A 17,617-nucleotide genomic window follows, 5' to 3' on the forward strand; every position below is an offset into this window, starting at 1 on the left:
CATTATAAATTGATCATTGTTTATTGTTAATTGATCCAGAAACTTTTCCCTGCCAACTGTCACTGCCAACTCCACTTAATAAGGCCTCTCCCGATAGCTACCAGGATCCGCTCAATACACACCCCTAACCCCTCTCAAGAGGGGAATGTTATTCTTCAAAATTAAGCACTTTGAATATTAAACATTGAACTTTCTCCCTGCCCACTGAAAACTATCCAACCTCAATACTAAATACTAAGCCAAACTTTAAACTTTGAACATTATAAATTGACACATTGTTCATTGTTCATTGTTCATTGTTCATTGTTCTTTCTGTAAACGACACTTTTTTGTTTTATAAATTCCCAAATGGCGAATAGGTCCTGGCTATCCACTATAGTGTTGAAATTGGCATCGACCTCACAGAAATAGAGGAAATCGTCTATTTTTCCCAAGGGAATCTTAAGTTGCAGCACAAAAAGACTATCGGCAAATTGGGTGCGCAACTGTTGGGATTTGTTGTATTTAATATCCCGTGCCACCCGTTTCTTCAACATCTTGGTGCGGCCGGTTATGGCATTGATCATGGGATTAAAAGGGATAGTGGTGAGCATTCCTAAATTGAAAGGACCCATAGAAGCTTCCCTTAGCAATCTTTCACTCTGCATCAAGGGCTTAACATGGGCGTTGGGAAGCCCCAAACTGCTGGCGGAAATTACAGGACCCACATCCATATTGTTCATGTCCCTTCCCAACTCCCCCGTTAGGTTATAGGGCATCACGATCACCTCGTCCAAAGCAATATTGGATTCCTCCAAGGGAACCGATAAAAATGTACTCTCCAGGATACCGGCATGGACCACTATTTCTTTGCGCTTATATTGTACGGCAGAAAAGACCAAGGTATCGTTTAGGCTTACAACAATGGAGAAATACCCATTAATATCGGTAATAGCGGCTTTTTTGGTGGTGGTATTGAGCACATGGGTGGCCGCCACATCCCCATCCTCACTATACACCTTTCCCTCCATAGTCTTGGAAAGATCCTGTGCCATTAGTGTCTGGGCAAATACACCAAATAGGATGAAGACCACATGTATGGGGATAGTACGCACTAGGTTCTGTTTATTTGGATGTGGGAAGTTAGATGTTAGAATTTAGATATTAGATGTTAGATGTTAGATTCAAGACGTTAGATGTTAGATTCAAGACGTTAGACTTTGAACATTGAACATTGAACTTTAAACCTGAAAACTGCCCACTGTCACTGCCAACTCCACTTTATTTAGGTCTCGATCCCCGCCCGAACGGACCGTTCGGTACGGGCGGGCGCTCGACCGGACAACATTGAACTTTGAACATTGAACTTTGAACATTGAACATTGAACATTGAACTTTAAACCTGAAAACTGCCCACTGTTCACTGCCCACTCCACTTAAATAGGTCTCGATCCCCGCCCGAACGGACCGTTCGGTACGGGCGGGCGCTCGACCGGACAACATTGAACTTTGAACATTGAACTTTGAACATTGAACATTGAACATTGAACTTTAAACCTGAAAACTGTTCACTGCCCTCTGTTCACTTTTTTCCCTCTTCCATTTGCTCCAGATAGGTCTTGCTATGGGTAACCAGGAAATCGATGAGCTGAAATTCATTGCGCTTTTGCAACAATGACCTTTCCGGCAATTGGGTATCGCAATACAGTAAAAAATCGTCTATCTTATCTTGTGGCAGTTTCAGGTCCAGCACAAAAAACTCGTCGTCGTAAACCTGTCGCAATACCTCACTTACCTTCAACGGTTCGCGCTCCACCTCGGTACTGTTTCCTTTGGCGGCCAGCATCAGGGCCTTAAATATATTCACGAAATTAAGTCCGTCCTTCATGCCCTTGTCCGCATCGGACAGAGCTATATTTTCCACTGCCGTTAAGCGGTCCGTTTCGTAATTGTATTCCCTATCCAGGAATTCCTTGTTTTGGGCCTGAAGAAATTTTTCCTGATTCTCCGGGCTTACCACTACCTCGTCCAATTCGGTCACTTTTTCGGTCACCTCCACTACCAACCTGTTCTTTTCCAATATTTCATCGGTAATATCGACTACCATCAACTGGTAATTTATGGCCGTAAATACCAATTGGTCCCCCGCTTTTACCATAATTCCGAATTCCCCCTTCTCATTGGTAATCGTAGCCCTTTCCGTAGTTACGTTAATGACATTCTCATTGGGAACGTTTACATTTCTATACAGTACCTGTCCCCTTAAATATTGGCGATCATCGTCCTGTGAATAAGAGATTGCGACGCATAGGAAGAAAAGCAGGAAAAGAATTCTATTTTGCATTTTTTTTATTTAAAATTAGAGAAATTAAGCGTCAAATATCCTATTTTTCCCAAATAAGTGATTTTAACTTTTGCGAATTGTCCAAAAATTTAAATCACTTCAAAGAAATAAACCTAGGTGCTGCCTTTATCCCAAGATGGGATAAAGAAAAAGCAAGTTGGGTTTATAAAAAAGATAAAGACCTTTAAACTTTTGTTAATTTGTGTTTACCTCACCCGGAAGTGGACAGTAAGCAGTAGGCAGTAGGCAGTAAACGGTAAACAGTTTTCAGTAAACAGTTTTCAGTAAGCAGTAAGCAATAAGTAGTTGACAGTGAAATCCATTTTTTGCCAACTGTAAACTGCCACTGCCAACTATGTACGCCCCGAAGTTACTGGGTACTAATGCCGATAATTATCTGGAGGGGAAAGCGGATTTTCAGATAAACTTTTAAAGGATGATTTTTGTCATGTACTAATCCTTATAGCTAGATATAAACACCAACACATGAAAAAAATACTATTGGCCAGTACCTCTACCCTATACGGACAGGGTTATTTGGAGTATCTCCTAGAAGAATTACAGTCCTTTTTTGAGGGCTGCACTACCATTACCTTTATCCCCTACGCCAGGCCCGGTGGAATTTCCCATGATGATTATACGGCCCTGGCGGCCAAGGCCTTTTCCAAAATAAACAAAAAAGTGGCGGGACTCCATACCTTTACCGACCCTCTGGACGGACTTGCCCGTGCGGAAGGCTTTTTTACGGGTGGGGGGAATACCTTTCTCCTGGTGCAGCAATTGCACCAAATACGGCTTATGGATCCCTTAAGGGAAAAAATTGCTTCCGGCACCCCCTATCTGGGAAGCAGCGCAGGCAGTAATATAGCGGGCCCCAGTATGAAGACCACCAACGATATGCCCATAACGTACCCTCCCAGTTTTGATACCTTGGGCGTGGTCAAATTTAATCTTAACCCCCATTATCTGGACCCTGACCCCAATAGCCAGCACAAAGGGGAAACCAGGGAGACCAGGATCCGTGAGTTCCATTGCTTAAACAATACCCCCGTAGTAGGCCTCCGGGAGGGCAACTATATCTTGGTAGACGGGGACCGTACAATTCTTAAGGGAGAGGGTACTGCCCGCATCTTTGAAGCTGGGAAAAAACCCTATGAAAGCAGGAATATTCCCTTTTAACGGGGATACATTTCAGTTCACCTAGTAGTAAGGTATTTTACCCGATTAAACTGTGAATATCTTGGGATAATTTTACATTTGATAGCCCATTTTTTTAAGTTTGGATTCAAGGTCAAACTTTGAACTTTGAACTTTGAACTTTCAACTTTGAACCTTGAACAATAGGGGGAACACTAAAAAAATTGAAAATGAAATATATCCACTTCTTTTTTTGCCTGCTATTGGGAATGGCCGTGCAGGCGCAGATCAAGATAGGCGACAACCCGCAAAATATAGACCCCAGTTCGGTGCTGGAGCTGGAAAGCAGTTCCAGGGTATTGGTCATAACCCGTGTAAACACCGCACAAATGAACGCCATAACGCCTTCCTCAGGCGCCTTGGTGTACAATACGGACATAGAATGCATCCATTACTATACGGGAACGGAATGGAAGGATATCTGCGATGCCGTAGCCGGTTCCATCACCTTTACTTCGGACGATGCCACGGTGGTCATTACTTCCACCGGCGGCAATAACTTCGACCTAAAAGTAGGGCAGATTACAGGGATGAACATTGTTAACGAAACTATCTTTGGTGCCGATATTGCCACTGCCACCATTGGGGAGCGGCAATTGGCCCCCAATTCGGTAAGTGCCTCGGAATTACAGGACAATACCGTAGGGAAAGACGAAATACAGGAAGCTGCTGTGGGCACCCTTGAAATTATTGATGGTACTATTCAGCCGAGCGACATGCAGCCGGGTGCCTTTGACCAGCTATTGACCACCGATGCTGCCGGCAATGTGGTATGGGTCAACAAGAACGAACTGGGCGCCACCCAGGCGGACCAGACCACCATTACGGGGGCCGGTACGGCTGCAGACCCCATTAAGGTGGCCGATACGGTCATAGGCGACATTCTGGCCAATGCCAATGCCATAACCGTAAACTCCAACAATATTGCTCAGAACAGTAACGACATTGGGGCCAACACTACTTCGATCAACGATCATATTACTGCTGATGGGGATTTGGATGACCAAAATGAAATCCTAACTGGAGCTGAAATCCAAGGAAATGAATTGGTCATTACTGAATCTGGAAATGAAACCAGAGTAGACTTGGGAGCTTTTAATAATACTGGTTCCGATAACCAAAATTTGGGCCCAGCGAATTTAACGGGACAAAACCTGACCATTAACATTCAAAATGGAAATCCTACTACGGCAAATTTAAGTGCCTTTGCAACGGATACCGAAATGGCGAATGCCATTACCACTTCAGAAAATGCGGATAACGACAAGGCCGAGGACAATGAACTTATCACCAATGCCGTTTTAACTGGCACCGATTTGGTAATTACGGAAGCCGGTAATCCGTGGACCGTACCCTTGGCAAGTTTAAGCGGAAGTAATGGAGCAGATGGTAGTATTATTGACCCTAACGGAGGTACCTTTATTAACATCACAGGGGCAGGGACGGCTGCAAGCCCTTATGTTATCAATAATACGTTTACGGAAGTGGATGGGAGTTTAAGCAATGAACTTACTGACATCGCATTTAATACCACTACCAACATTCTCTCATTAACCAATCCAGCAACTGTCTTGGGTGGCAGTGTTAATTTAAGTAGTCTTGCCGGAGGCACCGATGACCAGACCGCAGCAGAGGTGACATACGACAATACTACTTCACTGCTCAGCGCAACAGATACCCAAGCTGCAATTGATGAACTCGCAGCAAGCGGAGGCACCGACGACCAGACCGCAGCAGAGGTTACATATGACAATACCACGTCACTGCTAACCGCAACCGATACACAGGCAGCAATTGATGAACTCGCGGCAAACGGAGGGACCGACGACCAGAATATTGAAAGCCTGGGATTGGTCGGGACCACCCTTACCGTAGGGATCGAGGATGGAACCGCTCAGACCGTAAATCTGGCCGCCCTACTCGGCACCGACGACCAGACCGCAGCAGAGGTGACATACGACAATACCACGTCACTGCTAACCGCAACCGATACGCAGGCAGCAATTGACGAACTTGCGGCAAGCCCAGCCACGGATGACCAGAATATTGAAAGCCTGGGATTGGTCGGGACCACCCTTACCGTAGGGATCGAGGATGGAACCGCTCAGACCGTAAATCTGGCCGCCCTGCTCGGCACCGACGACCAGACCGCCGCAGAGGTGACATACGACAATACCACATCACTGCTAACCGCAACCGATACACAGGCAGCAATTGACGAACTCGCGGCAGCATCTGGCGAAGAAAACCTATCAAACACTGACCTTACACAAACCACAGGTCAAGTCAGAACTTATGACCTAAATGGTTCTGATTTAATATTTAGAGATAATTCCGGACTACCTACTACAGGAAATGTAGGTATTGGAAATTTACCAGGCGCGCCCCAAAGTCAATTAGATGTAAATGGACAAATACAAGCAAGTGATGGTTTTGCAGCTACAGAAGGAACAGCTGGACAACCGTCTTACGGCTTTTACACGGATGGAGATACAAATACTGGAATGTTCAGAGCCGATGAGGATCAAATAGGTTTTTCAACAAATGGTCAAGAAGCTATAAGAATAGATGCCAGCCAAAACGTTGGAGTAGGAACAATTGCACCTAATTCTACATTACATACTGGAGGTTCCTTTTCTACTGCAATTTTAATAACAAATTCGGATCTTACTTTAGATAACTCTCATCATACAATAATCCTTGGAGATAATCACAATATTACTTTACCATCAGCAACTTTATTCACTGGTAGAATTTATATCATCAAAAATAATACAGCCTTTACCCCAACTATTTCAACATATTTAGATTCAGATGGAGCTCCAACTAACGCAATTGCTTTAGGAGTTATACAACTTCAAAGTGACGGAAGTGTTTGGCAACAAATAAATTAAAATGAAGAATTTTCTTTTCTTATCGTTCTTCTTATTAGGTGTTTTTGTTAACGCCCAAACGGCCCTGTACAATAGCGGCAACATCCGTATCCACGATGAGGGACAGATAGGGTTCCATACCGATCTAATCAACAATGCGGCCTTCGACCAGAACTTGGGCCTGGCCGGTTTTTATGGCAGTAGTATGATAAATGTTTCCGGCGCCTTTATGCCGGTGTTCTTCGATGCTGAGATTGCCAACGACCAGGGGGTACTGCTCAACACCGGGATGAGTGTTGCCTCGAACACTAATTTTGTGGCGGGCAACTTTATTACCCCAAGGCAACAACAGGACATTTATTTCAATTTTCTGCAAAATGCCTTTTATGTGGGCGAAAGCGACCCCTCCAAGGTAGATGGCTATGTCTCCATCAACAACGAACAAAATTTTACTTTTCCGGTGGGCGATTCAGAGCAATTGCGTTCCCTGACCCTGAATAGCAGCGGCACCAACAGCTTTGCCAAATGCGCCTATTACCTGGAGAGTCCCACCAACCCCACCACCTTTCCCGAAAGTTTCGATCCCACCAAAAAGCCCAGGACCATGGGAAGTATCAGTGAGGTGGAATTTTGGCATTTGGAAGGCGGTGTTTCCTCCAACATACAGATCAGCTGGAACCCACGCAGCAATATGGCCGCCCTGACCGAGGAGGTGGAAAAGATCATCCCCGTAGGCTGGAGCATTGCGGGCAGATCCTGGGTAAATCTGGGCGCCGCCTCCGTGGTGGGCGACCTAAGCCAGGGATTTTTGATTTCGGAAAATTTTATCCCGGACGATTATGCCGTTATCACCTTTGCTTCGGAAGCCACGGCCAAGGAACTGCTTACGCTGGACAACTACCTGGTAACTCCCAATGGGGATGGCGTAAACGATGCGCTCTATATAGCCGAACTGGAACTCTCCAATGACGATACCATCAGCATTTTTAACCGTCAGGGACAAAAAGTATATGAGGAGGACAATTACACCAACGGCTTTACGGGCTATTCCAATGTGGACAATTTGGTCATCAACCGCGCCGCCGGATTGCCCAATGGGGTCTATTTCTATGTCATTGCCATGAAGGACCTAAAGTTGAATTACCAGGGGTTTCTGTATTTGGAAAACTAGGCCCCTCCCTAACCCTCCCCCAAGGGGAGGGAACGTTGAAAGTAATGCTTAGTATTCAGTACATAGTATTGAGTATTGAAATTGGATAGTATTCAGTAGGCAAAAAAAGTTCAATGATCAAGGTTCAAAGTCTATCAAGTATCTCATTTCTATTATCTAGCATCTCATTTCTCAATTCTAACATCTCGCATCCACTATCCTGTACGTATTCACCTACAAACGCCCCATCGATAAACGGCACATTCCATAGCCCAAATTTTCCTAACTACCGGTACGCAACAGCTTTCATCCTGTTCACAACATAAATTTAACATTACTTTATAAGTAGGTTAAATTTGGATCCATATAGGTCATTGCACCCCAAATACCTTTCAATGGACTTTAAAAAATTACTCCTATTATTAACTTTGATGGGTTGCACCTTTGCAACCGCCCAAGTAAAAATTGGTGAAAATCCGAACAGTATCGATGCGGCTTCCATAGTTGAATTGGAAAGCAGTACCAAAGCATTTGTACTTACCCGGGTTTCCAATACCCAAATGCAGGCCATTAAACCCCTTCGTGGGGCAATGGTCTTTAACACGGATGCGCAGTGTATTTTCTTCTACAATGGAACCCAATGGAACAACCTATGTACAGGGGGATCCACTGCTACGGGGGGTGTCGGCATTCAATCAACCTTGGATAATGGCAACGGGACAATTACTTTCAATTATACCGACGGAACAAAATTTACGACATCCAACCTAAGGGGACCGCAAGGTCCTGCGGGTGTTGATGGTACTGATGGAGCCAATGGTGCCATTGGGCCCAAAGGTGATACCGGGGCTACCGGAGCGACCGGAGCGCAAGGAATTCAGGGTGAAAAAGGTGCCAGGGGTGACCAAGGAGATACAGGTGAAACAGGGACAACTGGCGCAACTGGGGCCAAGGGCGGCCAAGGCGACAAAGGAGATACAGGAGCCACTGGCGCAACTGGTGCCAAGGGCGATAAAGGAGATACCGGGGCAACTGGTGCAAAAGGGGACCAGGGTGATAAAGGAGACACAGGTGAAATAGGAGCCACTGGGGCAACTGGTGCAAAAGGAGATACAGGTGAAAAAGGTGCCACTGGCGCAACTGGCGCCAAGGGAGAACAGGGAGATAAAGGTGAAACTGGTGCGACAGGAGCCAAAGGTGACAAGGGCGACCAAGGCGATATTGGAGCACAAGGAACACAAGGAGATACCGGAGCAACAGGGGCTACTGGAGCCAAGGGAGACAAAGGAGATACTGGAGCTACTGGAACCAAAGGTGACCAGGGTGATAAAGGAGATACAGGTGAAACAGGAACCACAGGCGCAACTGGTGCCAAAGGTGACCAGGGAGACAAAGGTGATACAGGTGCTACTGGTGCAAAAGGTGATCAAGGCGATACCGGAGCAACAGGAGCAACTGGTGCCAAGGGCGACCAAGGCGATATTGGAGCAACCGGAGCACAAGGAATACAAGGGGATACCGGAGCTACTGGTGCGACCGGAGCCAAAGGTGACCAGGGCGACAAAGGTGAAACGGGTGCAACCGGAGCACAAGGAATACAGGGTGTAACTGGTGCAACTGGTGCGACCGGAGCCAAGGGCGACCAGGGAGATAAAGGTGAAACAGGAGCTACTGGAGCCAAAGGTGACCAGGGTGATAAAGGAGATACAGGTGAAACAGGAGCCACTGGAGCAACCGGGGCCAAGGGAGACCAAGGAGACAAAGGTGACACAGGAGCACAGGGAATACAAGGTGAAAAAGGTGATACTGGTGCCAAAGGCGACACAGGAGATACAGGTGAAACAGGAGCGCAAGGAATACAGGGCGAGAAAGGTGACAAGGGCGACCAAGGTGATACCGGAGCACAAGGAATACAAGGTGAAAAAGGCGATACTGGTGCCAAGGGAGACCAAGGAGATACAGGTGCAACTGGAGCACAAGGAATACAAGGGGATACCGGAGCTACTGGGGCCAAGGGAGACCAGGGCGACAAAGGAGATACAGGTGAAACAGGAACCACAGGCGCAACTGGGGCCAAGGGCGGCCAAGGCGACAAAGGAGATACAGGAGCCACTGGCGCAACTGGAGCAACTGGGGCCAAGGGTGACCAAGGAGATACCGGCGCCAAAGGTGACACAGGAGCACAAGGAATACAAGGTGAAAAAGGCGATACTGGTGCCAAGGGTGACCAAGGCGATACCGGAGCTACTGGAGCCACTGGTGCCAAAGGAGATACAGGTGAAACAGGTGCCACTGGTGCAACTGGTACCAAGGGAGACCAAGGAGATACAGGTGCTACTGGTGCCAAGGGAGACCAGGGAGATAAAGGTGAAACTGGTGCGACAGGAGCCAAAGGTGACCAGGGCGACAAAGGTGATACAGGTGCTACTGGAGCAACCGGGGCCAAGGGAGACCAAGGAGACAAAGGTGACACAGGAGCACAGGGAATACAAGGTGAAAAAGGTGATACTGGTGCCAAAGGCGACCAAGGAGATACAGGTGAAACAGGAGCGCAAGGAATACAGGGTGAGAAAGGTGACAAGGGCGACCAAGGAGACACTGGAGCAACTGGTGCCAAGGGGGACCAAGGCGATACTGGAGCCACTGGTACCAAAGGAGATACAGGTGAAACAGGAACCACAGGCGCAACTGGTGCCAAAGGTGACCAGGGCGACAAAGGTGAAACGGGTGCAACCGGAGCACAAGGAATACAAGGGGATACCGGAGCTACTGGTGCGACCGGAGCCAAGGGCGACCAAGGAGATAAAGGTGAAACAGGAGCTACTGGAGCCAAAGGGGACCAGGGCGACAAAGGAGACACAGGTGAAACAGGGGCCACTGGCGCCAAAGGTGACACAGGAGCGCAAGGTATACAAGGTGAAAAAGGCGACAAAGGAGATACAGGTGATACAGGAGCCAAGGGTGACCAAGGCGATACCGGAGCCAAAGGAGACAAGGGCGACCAAGGCGATACTGGAGCAACCGGAGCACAGGGAATACAAGGTGAGAAAGGCGACAAAGGTGAAACAGGTGCCAAGGGTGACCAAGGAGATACAGGTGCAACTGGAGCACAAGGAATACAAGGGGATACCGGAGCTACTGGTGCGACCGGAGCCAAGGGTGACCAAGGAGATACCGGAGCGCAAGGAATACAAGGTGAAACAGGAGCTACTGGTGCCAAAGGTGACACAGGAGCTCAAGGAATCCAAGGTGAAAAAGGCGATACAGGTGAAACAGGAGCCACTGGCGCAACTGGAGCAACTGGGGCCAAGGGTGACCAAGGCGACAAAGGAGATACAGGTGCACAGGGAATTCAAGGTGAAAAAGGTGAACAAGGTGATACCGGAGCGCAAGGAATACAAGGAGATACTGGTGCAACCGGGGCCAAGGGCGACCAAGGGAATACTGGAGCAACCGGAGCAAAAGGGGACCAGGGAGACAAAGGGGACACAGGTGACACAGGAGCACAGGGAATACAAGGTGAAAAAGGGGATACTGGTGCCAAAGGCGACCAAGGGAATACTGGAGCAACCGGAGCGCAAGGAATACAGGGTGAGAAAGGCGACAAGGGCGACCAAGGCGATACTGGTGCGACCGGAGCTACTGGCGCAACTGGAGCGCAAGGAATACAGGGTGAGAAAGGTGACCAAGGCGATACTGGAGCTACAGGAGCGCAAGGAATTCAAGGTGAAAAAGGAGACAAGGGTGACCAGGGTGATAAAGGAGATACAGGTGAAACAGGAGCCACTGGCGCAACTGGTACCAAGGGAGACCAGGGCGACAAAGGTGATACAGGTGCTACTGGCACGCAAGGTGTACAAGGAAATACGGGGGCTACCGGTGCCACAGGTATACAGGGGATTAAAGGAGACAAAGGCGATACCGGGGCCACAGGATCCGCCGGTCCCGCAGGATCGGATGGCATTGATGGTGCCATAGGTCCCAAAGGGGATACTGGTGCGACCGGAGCTCAAGGCCCAACAGGAGCCAAAGGCGACAAAGGAGACACTGGTGCTGCTGGAGCCACAGGAGCAGCCGGTCCTAAAGGGGATAAAGGGGATGCCGGCAATCCGTCATGGGAGTTATCGGGCAACTCAGGGACCAACTCCAACACCAATTTTGCAGGAACCACCGATTCCCAGGATTTTGTACTAAAAGCCAACAACACCGAGAAATTGCGGCTCGTAAGAAACAAAGGCCAGGTTTTAATAAACCAAGCAACAACATTCAACAATCATCCTTTGGTCGTTAGGGCCAACGGGGTAGATGTGCTGGCCTTTGAAGACAATACAGGAACTCCTAAATGGCATTGGAACCTTTTGTCCAATGGTTTGAATTTTGTTGAAAGTAATATAGCCGATTATCGCTTGTTTTTGGAAAATGGCGGGAACGTAGGTATCGACACCAACGATCCCACAGAAAAATTGGATGTGAACGGTACTACAAGAATTAGATCCTTACCGGACGCAAGTACGTCCGACAAAATAATAACAGCTAGTACCAATGGTGTACTACATCAGTCCAAAATCAATTTTGGGGGACGATGGACAAACACCAATACATATACCAATTTAAATAACGATGGTACATCGGTACCTATTTTTGGAAATGAAAATTATAAGGACGATGGCAACAATTTGTATCAGGTAACAGGAAATACCCTAAGGGTCAAGGAAGCGGGCAGATATGATATTAGGGCCAATTTAACCTTATGGGCAGATGAGGACAAGACTAGCGTAACCATGAGAATTGAGGTCAACGGATCTCCAGTTGGGGCCATTGGGGCAACTGGTTATTTAAGGGAAAAAGAGAGATTTATGCCCACAGTTACACTTAACGAGATATTACAATTAAATGCCAATGATAATATCACTATTATTACAGAAAGGGAAGCCGATTCGGGAGGAGTATATTTATCTGGTAGCGGAACATCTAGCTTTACAATCAATAAAATAAAATAAAATAAGCACGTGAAAATCAAGGCCTTAATAGTGTTCCTTTTTACTTTGCATGTCATTATTGGCCAGGATGCCGTACACAATTACGGCAATATACAGATCCACGAATCGGCCATGGTAGGCTTCCATATGAACGTTATCAACGATGGTACCTTTGATGAAAACTTAGGATTGGTCGGCTTTTACAGTACCAACGCCCCTTTGACCATTTCCGGGGCCTTTGCCCCTGTTTTTTATGATTCCGAGGTAGCTGTAAACGACGGACTTTATCTGGAGACCAGCGTTGGGATACTAAATAATTTCAACTTTATACACGGTAACATATTTACACCCAGGAATAGCTCCGATGTTTTCTTTAACTATTCCGATGATTCGTTTTATGTCGGCGAGGGAATCCAGACCAAAATAGATGGGTATGGAGCTATTACAAATAAGGATACCTTTACTTTTCCGGTTGGGGACGATGACCGTATTCGCCCATTGACCATTACTTCGGAAAGTGTTAATGCACAGGCCAAATGTGCCTATTTCTTTGTAGGTCCCGACAACCTCTCCAGTTATGTAGAAAATTTTAATGCGGATGCCAAGGATTTTAATGTAGGCGCCGTAAGCAACCGGGAATTTTGGCGTTTGGAGGGAGATTCCCCCAGCATAGTAACACTTAGCTGGGATAACTTAAGCAATATAGGTATTCTTGGGGAATACATTAGCGACCTGGTAGTGGTAGGCTGGAGCAAGGAGCAACAGCAATGGGTAAACCTAGGGAATTCTGCATTGGAAGGGGAATTTTCCTTTGGATCCATAAGTTCGGATACCTTTGTTCCAAATGATTATGAGATCATAACGATCGGCGGGGCCCTAGATCTTAATGAAACCCTCACCACCATAGATTTGGGCAATTACTTTCTTACCCCGAACGGCGATGGCACCAACGATTATCTGGTGATAGACGGTATTGGGGAATCGCCCAACAACCTACTGCAAATCTTCAATAGGTACGGTGTTCTGGTATACTACAAGGAAAATTATAGGGATGGATTTGAAGGCATCTCCAACAGAAATATGTTGGTCAAAGGGGATATAGGCATGCCCTCTGGGGTCTACTTTTACATTATAACCCTAAACGATATTAAAGTGAAGCATCAGGGCTATTTGTACCTCTCCCAAAATTCGGAGAACTAAATATAAAATTTCAAGAAATTTTATATTTTACCTCACCCGGAACTGCCGAAAAAGCAGTCCCGACCCTGCCTACCGGCAAAGGCAGGCTCTCCCAAGGAGAGGTAAACCCTTCCGTACCGGCATGGGCGGAGGTTTTGGAACGGAATGGAATTCCTTGGCAAGGTGGACAGTAGGCAGTGAGCAGTGAGCAGTGAGCAGTGAGCAGTAGGCAGTAGGCAGTAGGCAGTAGGCAGTAGGCAAAAAAATCATTGCTCAGGTCCGCACCAAATCTTTCAGAAATTAAGTAACTTTATAGTTTAAATTTTATTCATATTTCCCAAGTTATTTGGATCAATACCAATAGAATTTAAAACTTGGCAGTATTTTTGGGGCAATTAGGATTTAATGGATTGTTCGTAAACATATAATTAGTACCCTATGCAAAGAAGATCATTTATTAAAAAAAGTAGCTATACCGGTCTGGCCCTTTCATTACTACCGGGCCTCACCATATCCCAGGAAACCGAATATTCGGTGGCCGAACTAATGGGCAAGGTGGATATTGAATTATATGGCAAGGATATCAACCTGAGAAAGGAAGCCCATGACGCCTTTATGGAGATGAAAAAAGCGGCCTACAGTGATGGTATGGATCTAAAAATTGTATCCAGCTATCGTAATTTTTATCGTCAGGAAGCTATTTGGGAACGTAAATATCTGCAGTATACCGAAGAAAAAGGGATGACCAAATTAGGTGCCATTGAAAAAATTATTGAATATTCTACCATCCCTGGCAGCAGTAGACATCACTGGGGAACGGATATAGACATCATTGACGGCTATCCAAAAACAACAGGGGATGTGCTGGTGCCCGAAAAATTTGAAGAAGGCGGCCCTTTCGCCCTTCTAAAAAAATGGATGGACGACAATGCCAACAAGTATGGCTTCTATTTGGTATATACCGATGATCCCAAAAGAAAGGGATTTAAATACGAACCCTGGCATTATAGCTATGCCCCTATTTCCATCCCTATGTTAAAGGCCTTTAGACGAAAGAATATATTTAAGCTGCTATTGGAGGAAAACATCATAGGGAGCGAAAACTTTACCTCAGGATTTCTAAAAGCATATATACAAAATAACATTTTGGACATTAACCCCGATCTTTTATAATGGCCCGATTAAAGACAAAAGACCACTTCGTTGCAAGACTTAAGACTAAAAATCCGATAACAACCAGCTGATTTAAACCATATCTTTTAATTACGATATATCGAATCAAAAAGCAGATTACAACTTATTGTATTGTGTTTATGCAAAAATTAGAATTAAAGGATTGGAATTGCTTTTTGATTGTCAGTTCCATTAACTGTAAATAACCAAATTAATATATTGGAACGGAGTTATTTTAGCGCACCAAAAAGGGGTGGACCTAGCCTATTTGCATATACGGCCTATCTATGGACTAACTATGGAGTATCTATGGAGTATCTATGGAGTATCTATGGAGTATCTATGGAGTATCTATGGAGTATCTATGGAGTATCTATGGATTACCCACCCCTCAATCCCCTCCAAGGAGGGGAGGCGACCCGTCCTAAAATCGAATATAGAAGACAACTAGATTGATCATTTTGTAAATTAGGATATAACTTCAGAACGAAACCGGAATACTAAATGGCACTTATTTTTAGTCCTTCCTAAAATCTGGTGCAGATACATAAAGTCTACACTTTTTAGTTGAGACATTTGACGAATAATTTGGTGATCCTTTTAAGGAATCCCGTACAGAAATAGCTATACAGGTTATTAAATAAATCCTGATATAGTTATACAACTCTTTTTCTTAATCCTAAAATGACTGTACAGTCATTTTAGGATTGTTGTAATTTTGATAGTTTTTCCATCGTTTTTTATTGGTATTCATGAATGCTCTGCATTTGGGCGATGCAAAAAATAAACGGGACAAAAACTCCGGGAAGGTTTATTCTATCATTATCCAATCCATACACAACTTTTGAGATTGATCCGTTACAACAGACATCAACAACTCTAAATCATTGTTAAAAATTGAATTATGATGATTTATAAAAATTTTATGGGACAACCATAAGATAGAATGATTTTTTGTACATTAAGTATTGCAAACAACACAATATAATGAGAAGAGGTAGTTGGAAAATCAGAATATTCATAGGCTTGGCAATTGTGGCCTTTGCCTTTGTCCAGCGCTGCAATAACAAGGAGGAAAACCCTTATACCGGCAGGGTCCAGAACATTAATATGAGTACGGAACAAGAAGTTGCCATTGGCCTACAGAGTGCTCCCGAAGTGGCACAGCAATATGGCGGACTATATCCTGATGAACGATTACAGTCTTTTGTTGATCAGTTGGGCCATAAATTGGTGAATAACAGTATTGCCAGGGAAACCCCCTATAAATATGATTTTCATTTATTGGCAGATGAGCAGACCATCAATGCCTTTGCCCTGCCGGGCGGACCCATTTTTATAACCTATGCCCTTTTCTCCAAATTGAACGAAGCGCAACTTGCAGGGGTGTTGGGACATGAGATTGGGCATGTAATCGGCAGGCACTCTGCAGAAAGGATAGCCGACAGCAACTTTTGGCAGACCATAAGCATGGGGGCTTCCGTTGGCGCCGATGCCGGTGGCATTGTCAGTAGCATTGGCCAAAACACTCTTTTGACCAATGGCAGGGACGATGAATTGGAAAGCGATGAGCTTGGAGTGCTTTTTATGATGCAATCCGATTACGACCCCTATGAAATGATCAAGGTAATGGAAATATTAAAGTCGGCCGCCGGACCCAATAGAGTCCCTGAATTTCAGAGTACACATCCAGACCCTGAGAATAGAATTGAACGTATAAAAGCGGCCATTGACCGATTTAAAGGGCAACAATAACGGATTTCCCTTTCCAAGATTAGTATTTCAGGGTATTATTGGTATATTGCACCGGATCCAAATCTTATACCCACAAAAATTTAACCCTTATAGCTTTGATTTACAATCATTTAAATGAGACTATATGGGAACATTATTACATTTTAAGAACATTTATTTAGCAGCATTCGAAAATTGTAAACCGGAATATGTAGTAGTATTGTTAAAAATTTACTCCGTTTTCTGTGTGGCAATGTTATTCATGGCACTTTATGCCTTCGTATTTAGGGCCTTTACCGGATTTGAATTCTAAATAATTGTATTTGCTCTTTTACTTGAACACTATAAAAGCAAATGAAATCACTTCAATAAAAAAACCTATCGAAACTATCGATAGCTTTTTTTTATGCATGCCCAACCGCTACTTCTTAAGATGGGCTTTGATTACTTCCAAGGCCTCGGTGGCATTGGATAGTTCTGCATGTTTTTGTACACTGCGACCATTATCGCACTTAATTTTAAGATTGGCACCGTTGGCGATAAGGAGTTCCAAAATTTCAACTTTGTTGTAACGGGCTGCATAAATGGCAGGTGTTTTTCCAAGAGATTTTTGATTAACATCCTCCCCTAGCTCAATTAACCGTTTAACGGTTGCCAAATCCCCTTTTACAATTGCCTTGCAGAAAGAGTTTAATTCTGCGGGCTTGGCCATTAATACGGATTCACTTAGGGTGTACATGTTGTTGTTACTCTCGGCACGAACGCCTGTGACCATGCACAATAATGCGATGGCGACTGTTAAAATTGTTTTTCTCATGATGAATAAGATTAATTAGTGAATATTGATTACCCTAACAGACTCCATTCGCTCAAATTTGTTTCACTTCTTGGCGGTAAATAACAAAATTTTAACAATCAAAAATTTTTGAATTTTTTATTTCACCTCACCCGAAACTGCAAAAAAGCAGTTCCGACCTCTCCAAAGGAGAGGTAAACCGGCCCGTCCGTA

Annotated in this window: 11 protein-coding genes; 8 read left to right on the top strand and 3 right to left on the bottom strand. The window is 45.2% G+C overall.

The window, feature by feature from the left end; translation table 11 throughout:
- Nucleotides 1–293: 293 nt before the first annotated feature.
- Nucleotides 294–1,094 (bottom strand): carboxypeptidase-like regulatory domain-containing protein, encoded by an 801-nt coding sequence (locus D0S24_RS11285; RefSeq protein WP_251795772.1) that lies wholly within the window; start codon nucleotides 1,092–1,094, stop codon nucleotides 294–296.
- A 467-nt stretch (nucleotides 1,095–1,561) separates the two neighbouring features.
- Entirely contained in the window at nucleotides 1,562–2,323 is a 762-nt protein-coding gene (locus D0S24_RS11290; protein ID WP_117019980.1) for a carboxypeptidase-like regulatory domain-containing protein, read from the bottom strand.
- A gap of 486 nt (nucleotides 2,324–2,809) precedes the next feature.
- Between D0S24_RS11290 and pepE the strand changes: the two genes are divergently transcribed.
- From pepE to D0S24_RS21090, 8 genes are all read left to right on the top strand, one after another.
- Nucleotides 2,810–3,502, top strand: coding sequence for a dipeptidase PepE (gene pepE, locus D0S24_RS11300; protein WP_117019982.1), 693 nt, complete (start codon nucleotides 2,810–2,812; stop codon nucleotides 3,500–3,502).
- A gap of 188 nt (nucleotides 3,503–3,690) precedes the next feature.
- A complete protein-coding gene (locus D0S24_RS11305; protein ID WP_117019983.1) occupies nucleotides 3,691–6,414 on the top strand; it encodes a hypothetical protein in 2,724 nt (907 codons plus the stop codon).
- A gap of 1 nt (nucleotide 6,415) precedes the next feature.
- Entirely contained in the window at nucleotides 6,416–7,564 is a 1,149-nt protein-coding gene (locus D0S24_RS11310) for a gliding motility-associated C-terminal domain-containing protein (RefSeq protein WP_117019984.1), read from the top strand.
- Between the two features lie 374 nt (nucleotides 7,565–7,938).
- Entirely contained in the window at nucleotides 7,939–12,543 is a 4,605-nt protein-coding gene (locus D0S24_RS20925; RefSeq protein WP_220377749.1) for a hypothetical protein, read from the top strand.
- Nucleotides 12,544–12,552: 9 nt separating this feature from the next.
- Nucleotides 12,553–13,722 carry a gliding motility-associated C-terminal domain-containing protein gene (locus tag D0S24_RS11330; RefSeq protein WP_251795773.1) on the top strand — a complete coding sequence of 390 codons (1,170 nt, stop codon included), beginning with the start codon at nucleotides 12,553–12,555 and terminating at the stop codon, nucleotides 13,720–13,722.
- Between the two features lie 417 nt (nucleotides 13,723–14,139).
- Nucleotides 14,140–14,874 carry a M15 family metallopeptidase gene (locus D0S24_RS11335; protein WP_117019985.1) on the top strand — a complete coding sequence of 245 codons (735 nt, stop codon included), beginning with the start codon at nucleotides 14,140–14,142 and terminating at the stop codon, nucleotides 14,872–14,874.
- A gap of 987 nt (nucleotides 14,875–15,861) precedes the next feature.
- A complete protein-coding gene (locus D0S24_RS11340; protein ID WP_117019986.1) occupies nucleotides 15,862–16,629 on the top strand; it encodes a M48 family metalloprotease in 768 nt (255 codons plus the stop codon).
- Between the two features lie 124 nt (nucleotides 16,630–16,753).
- Entirely contained in the window at nucleotides 16,754–16,921 is a 168-nt protein-coding gene (locus tag D0S24_RS21090; protein ID WP_181938075.1) for a DUF6747 family protein, read from the top strand.
- 108 nt (nucleotides 16,922–17,029) lie between these two features.
- On the opposite strand, the gene D0S24_RS11345 is transcribed toward D0S24_RS21090, so the two are convergent.
- Nucleotides 17,030–17,425 carry an ankyrin repeat domain-containing protein gene (locus D0S24_RS11345; protein ID WP_117019987.1) on the bottom strand — a complete coding sequence of 132 codons (396 nt, stop codon included), beginning with the start codon at nucleotides 17,423–17,425 and terminating at the stop codon, nucleotides 17,030–17,032.
- Between the last annotated feature and the right edge of the window lie 192 nt (nucleotides 17,426–17,617).

This window comes from Arenibacter sp. P308M17, assembly GCF_003426735.1.
In the GTDB taxonomy this organism is placed as follows: domain Bacteria; phylum Bacteroidota; class Bacteroidia; order Flavobacteriales; family Flavobacteriaceae; genus Arenibacter.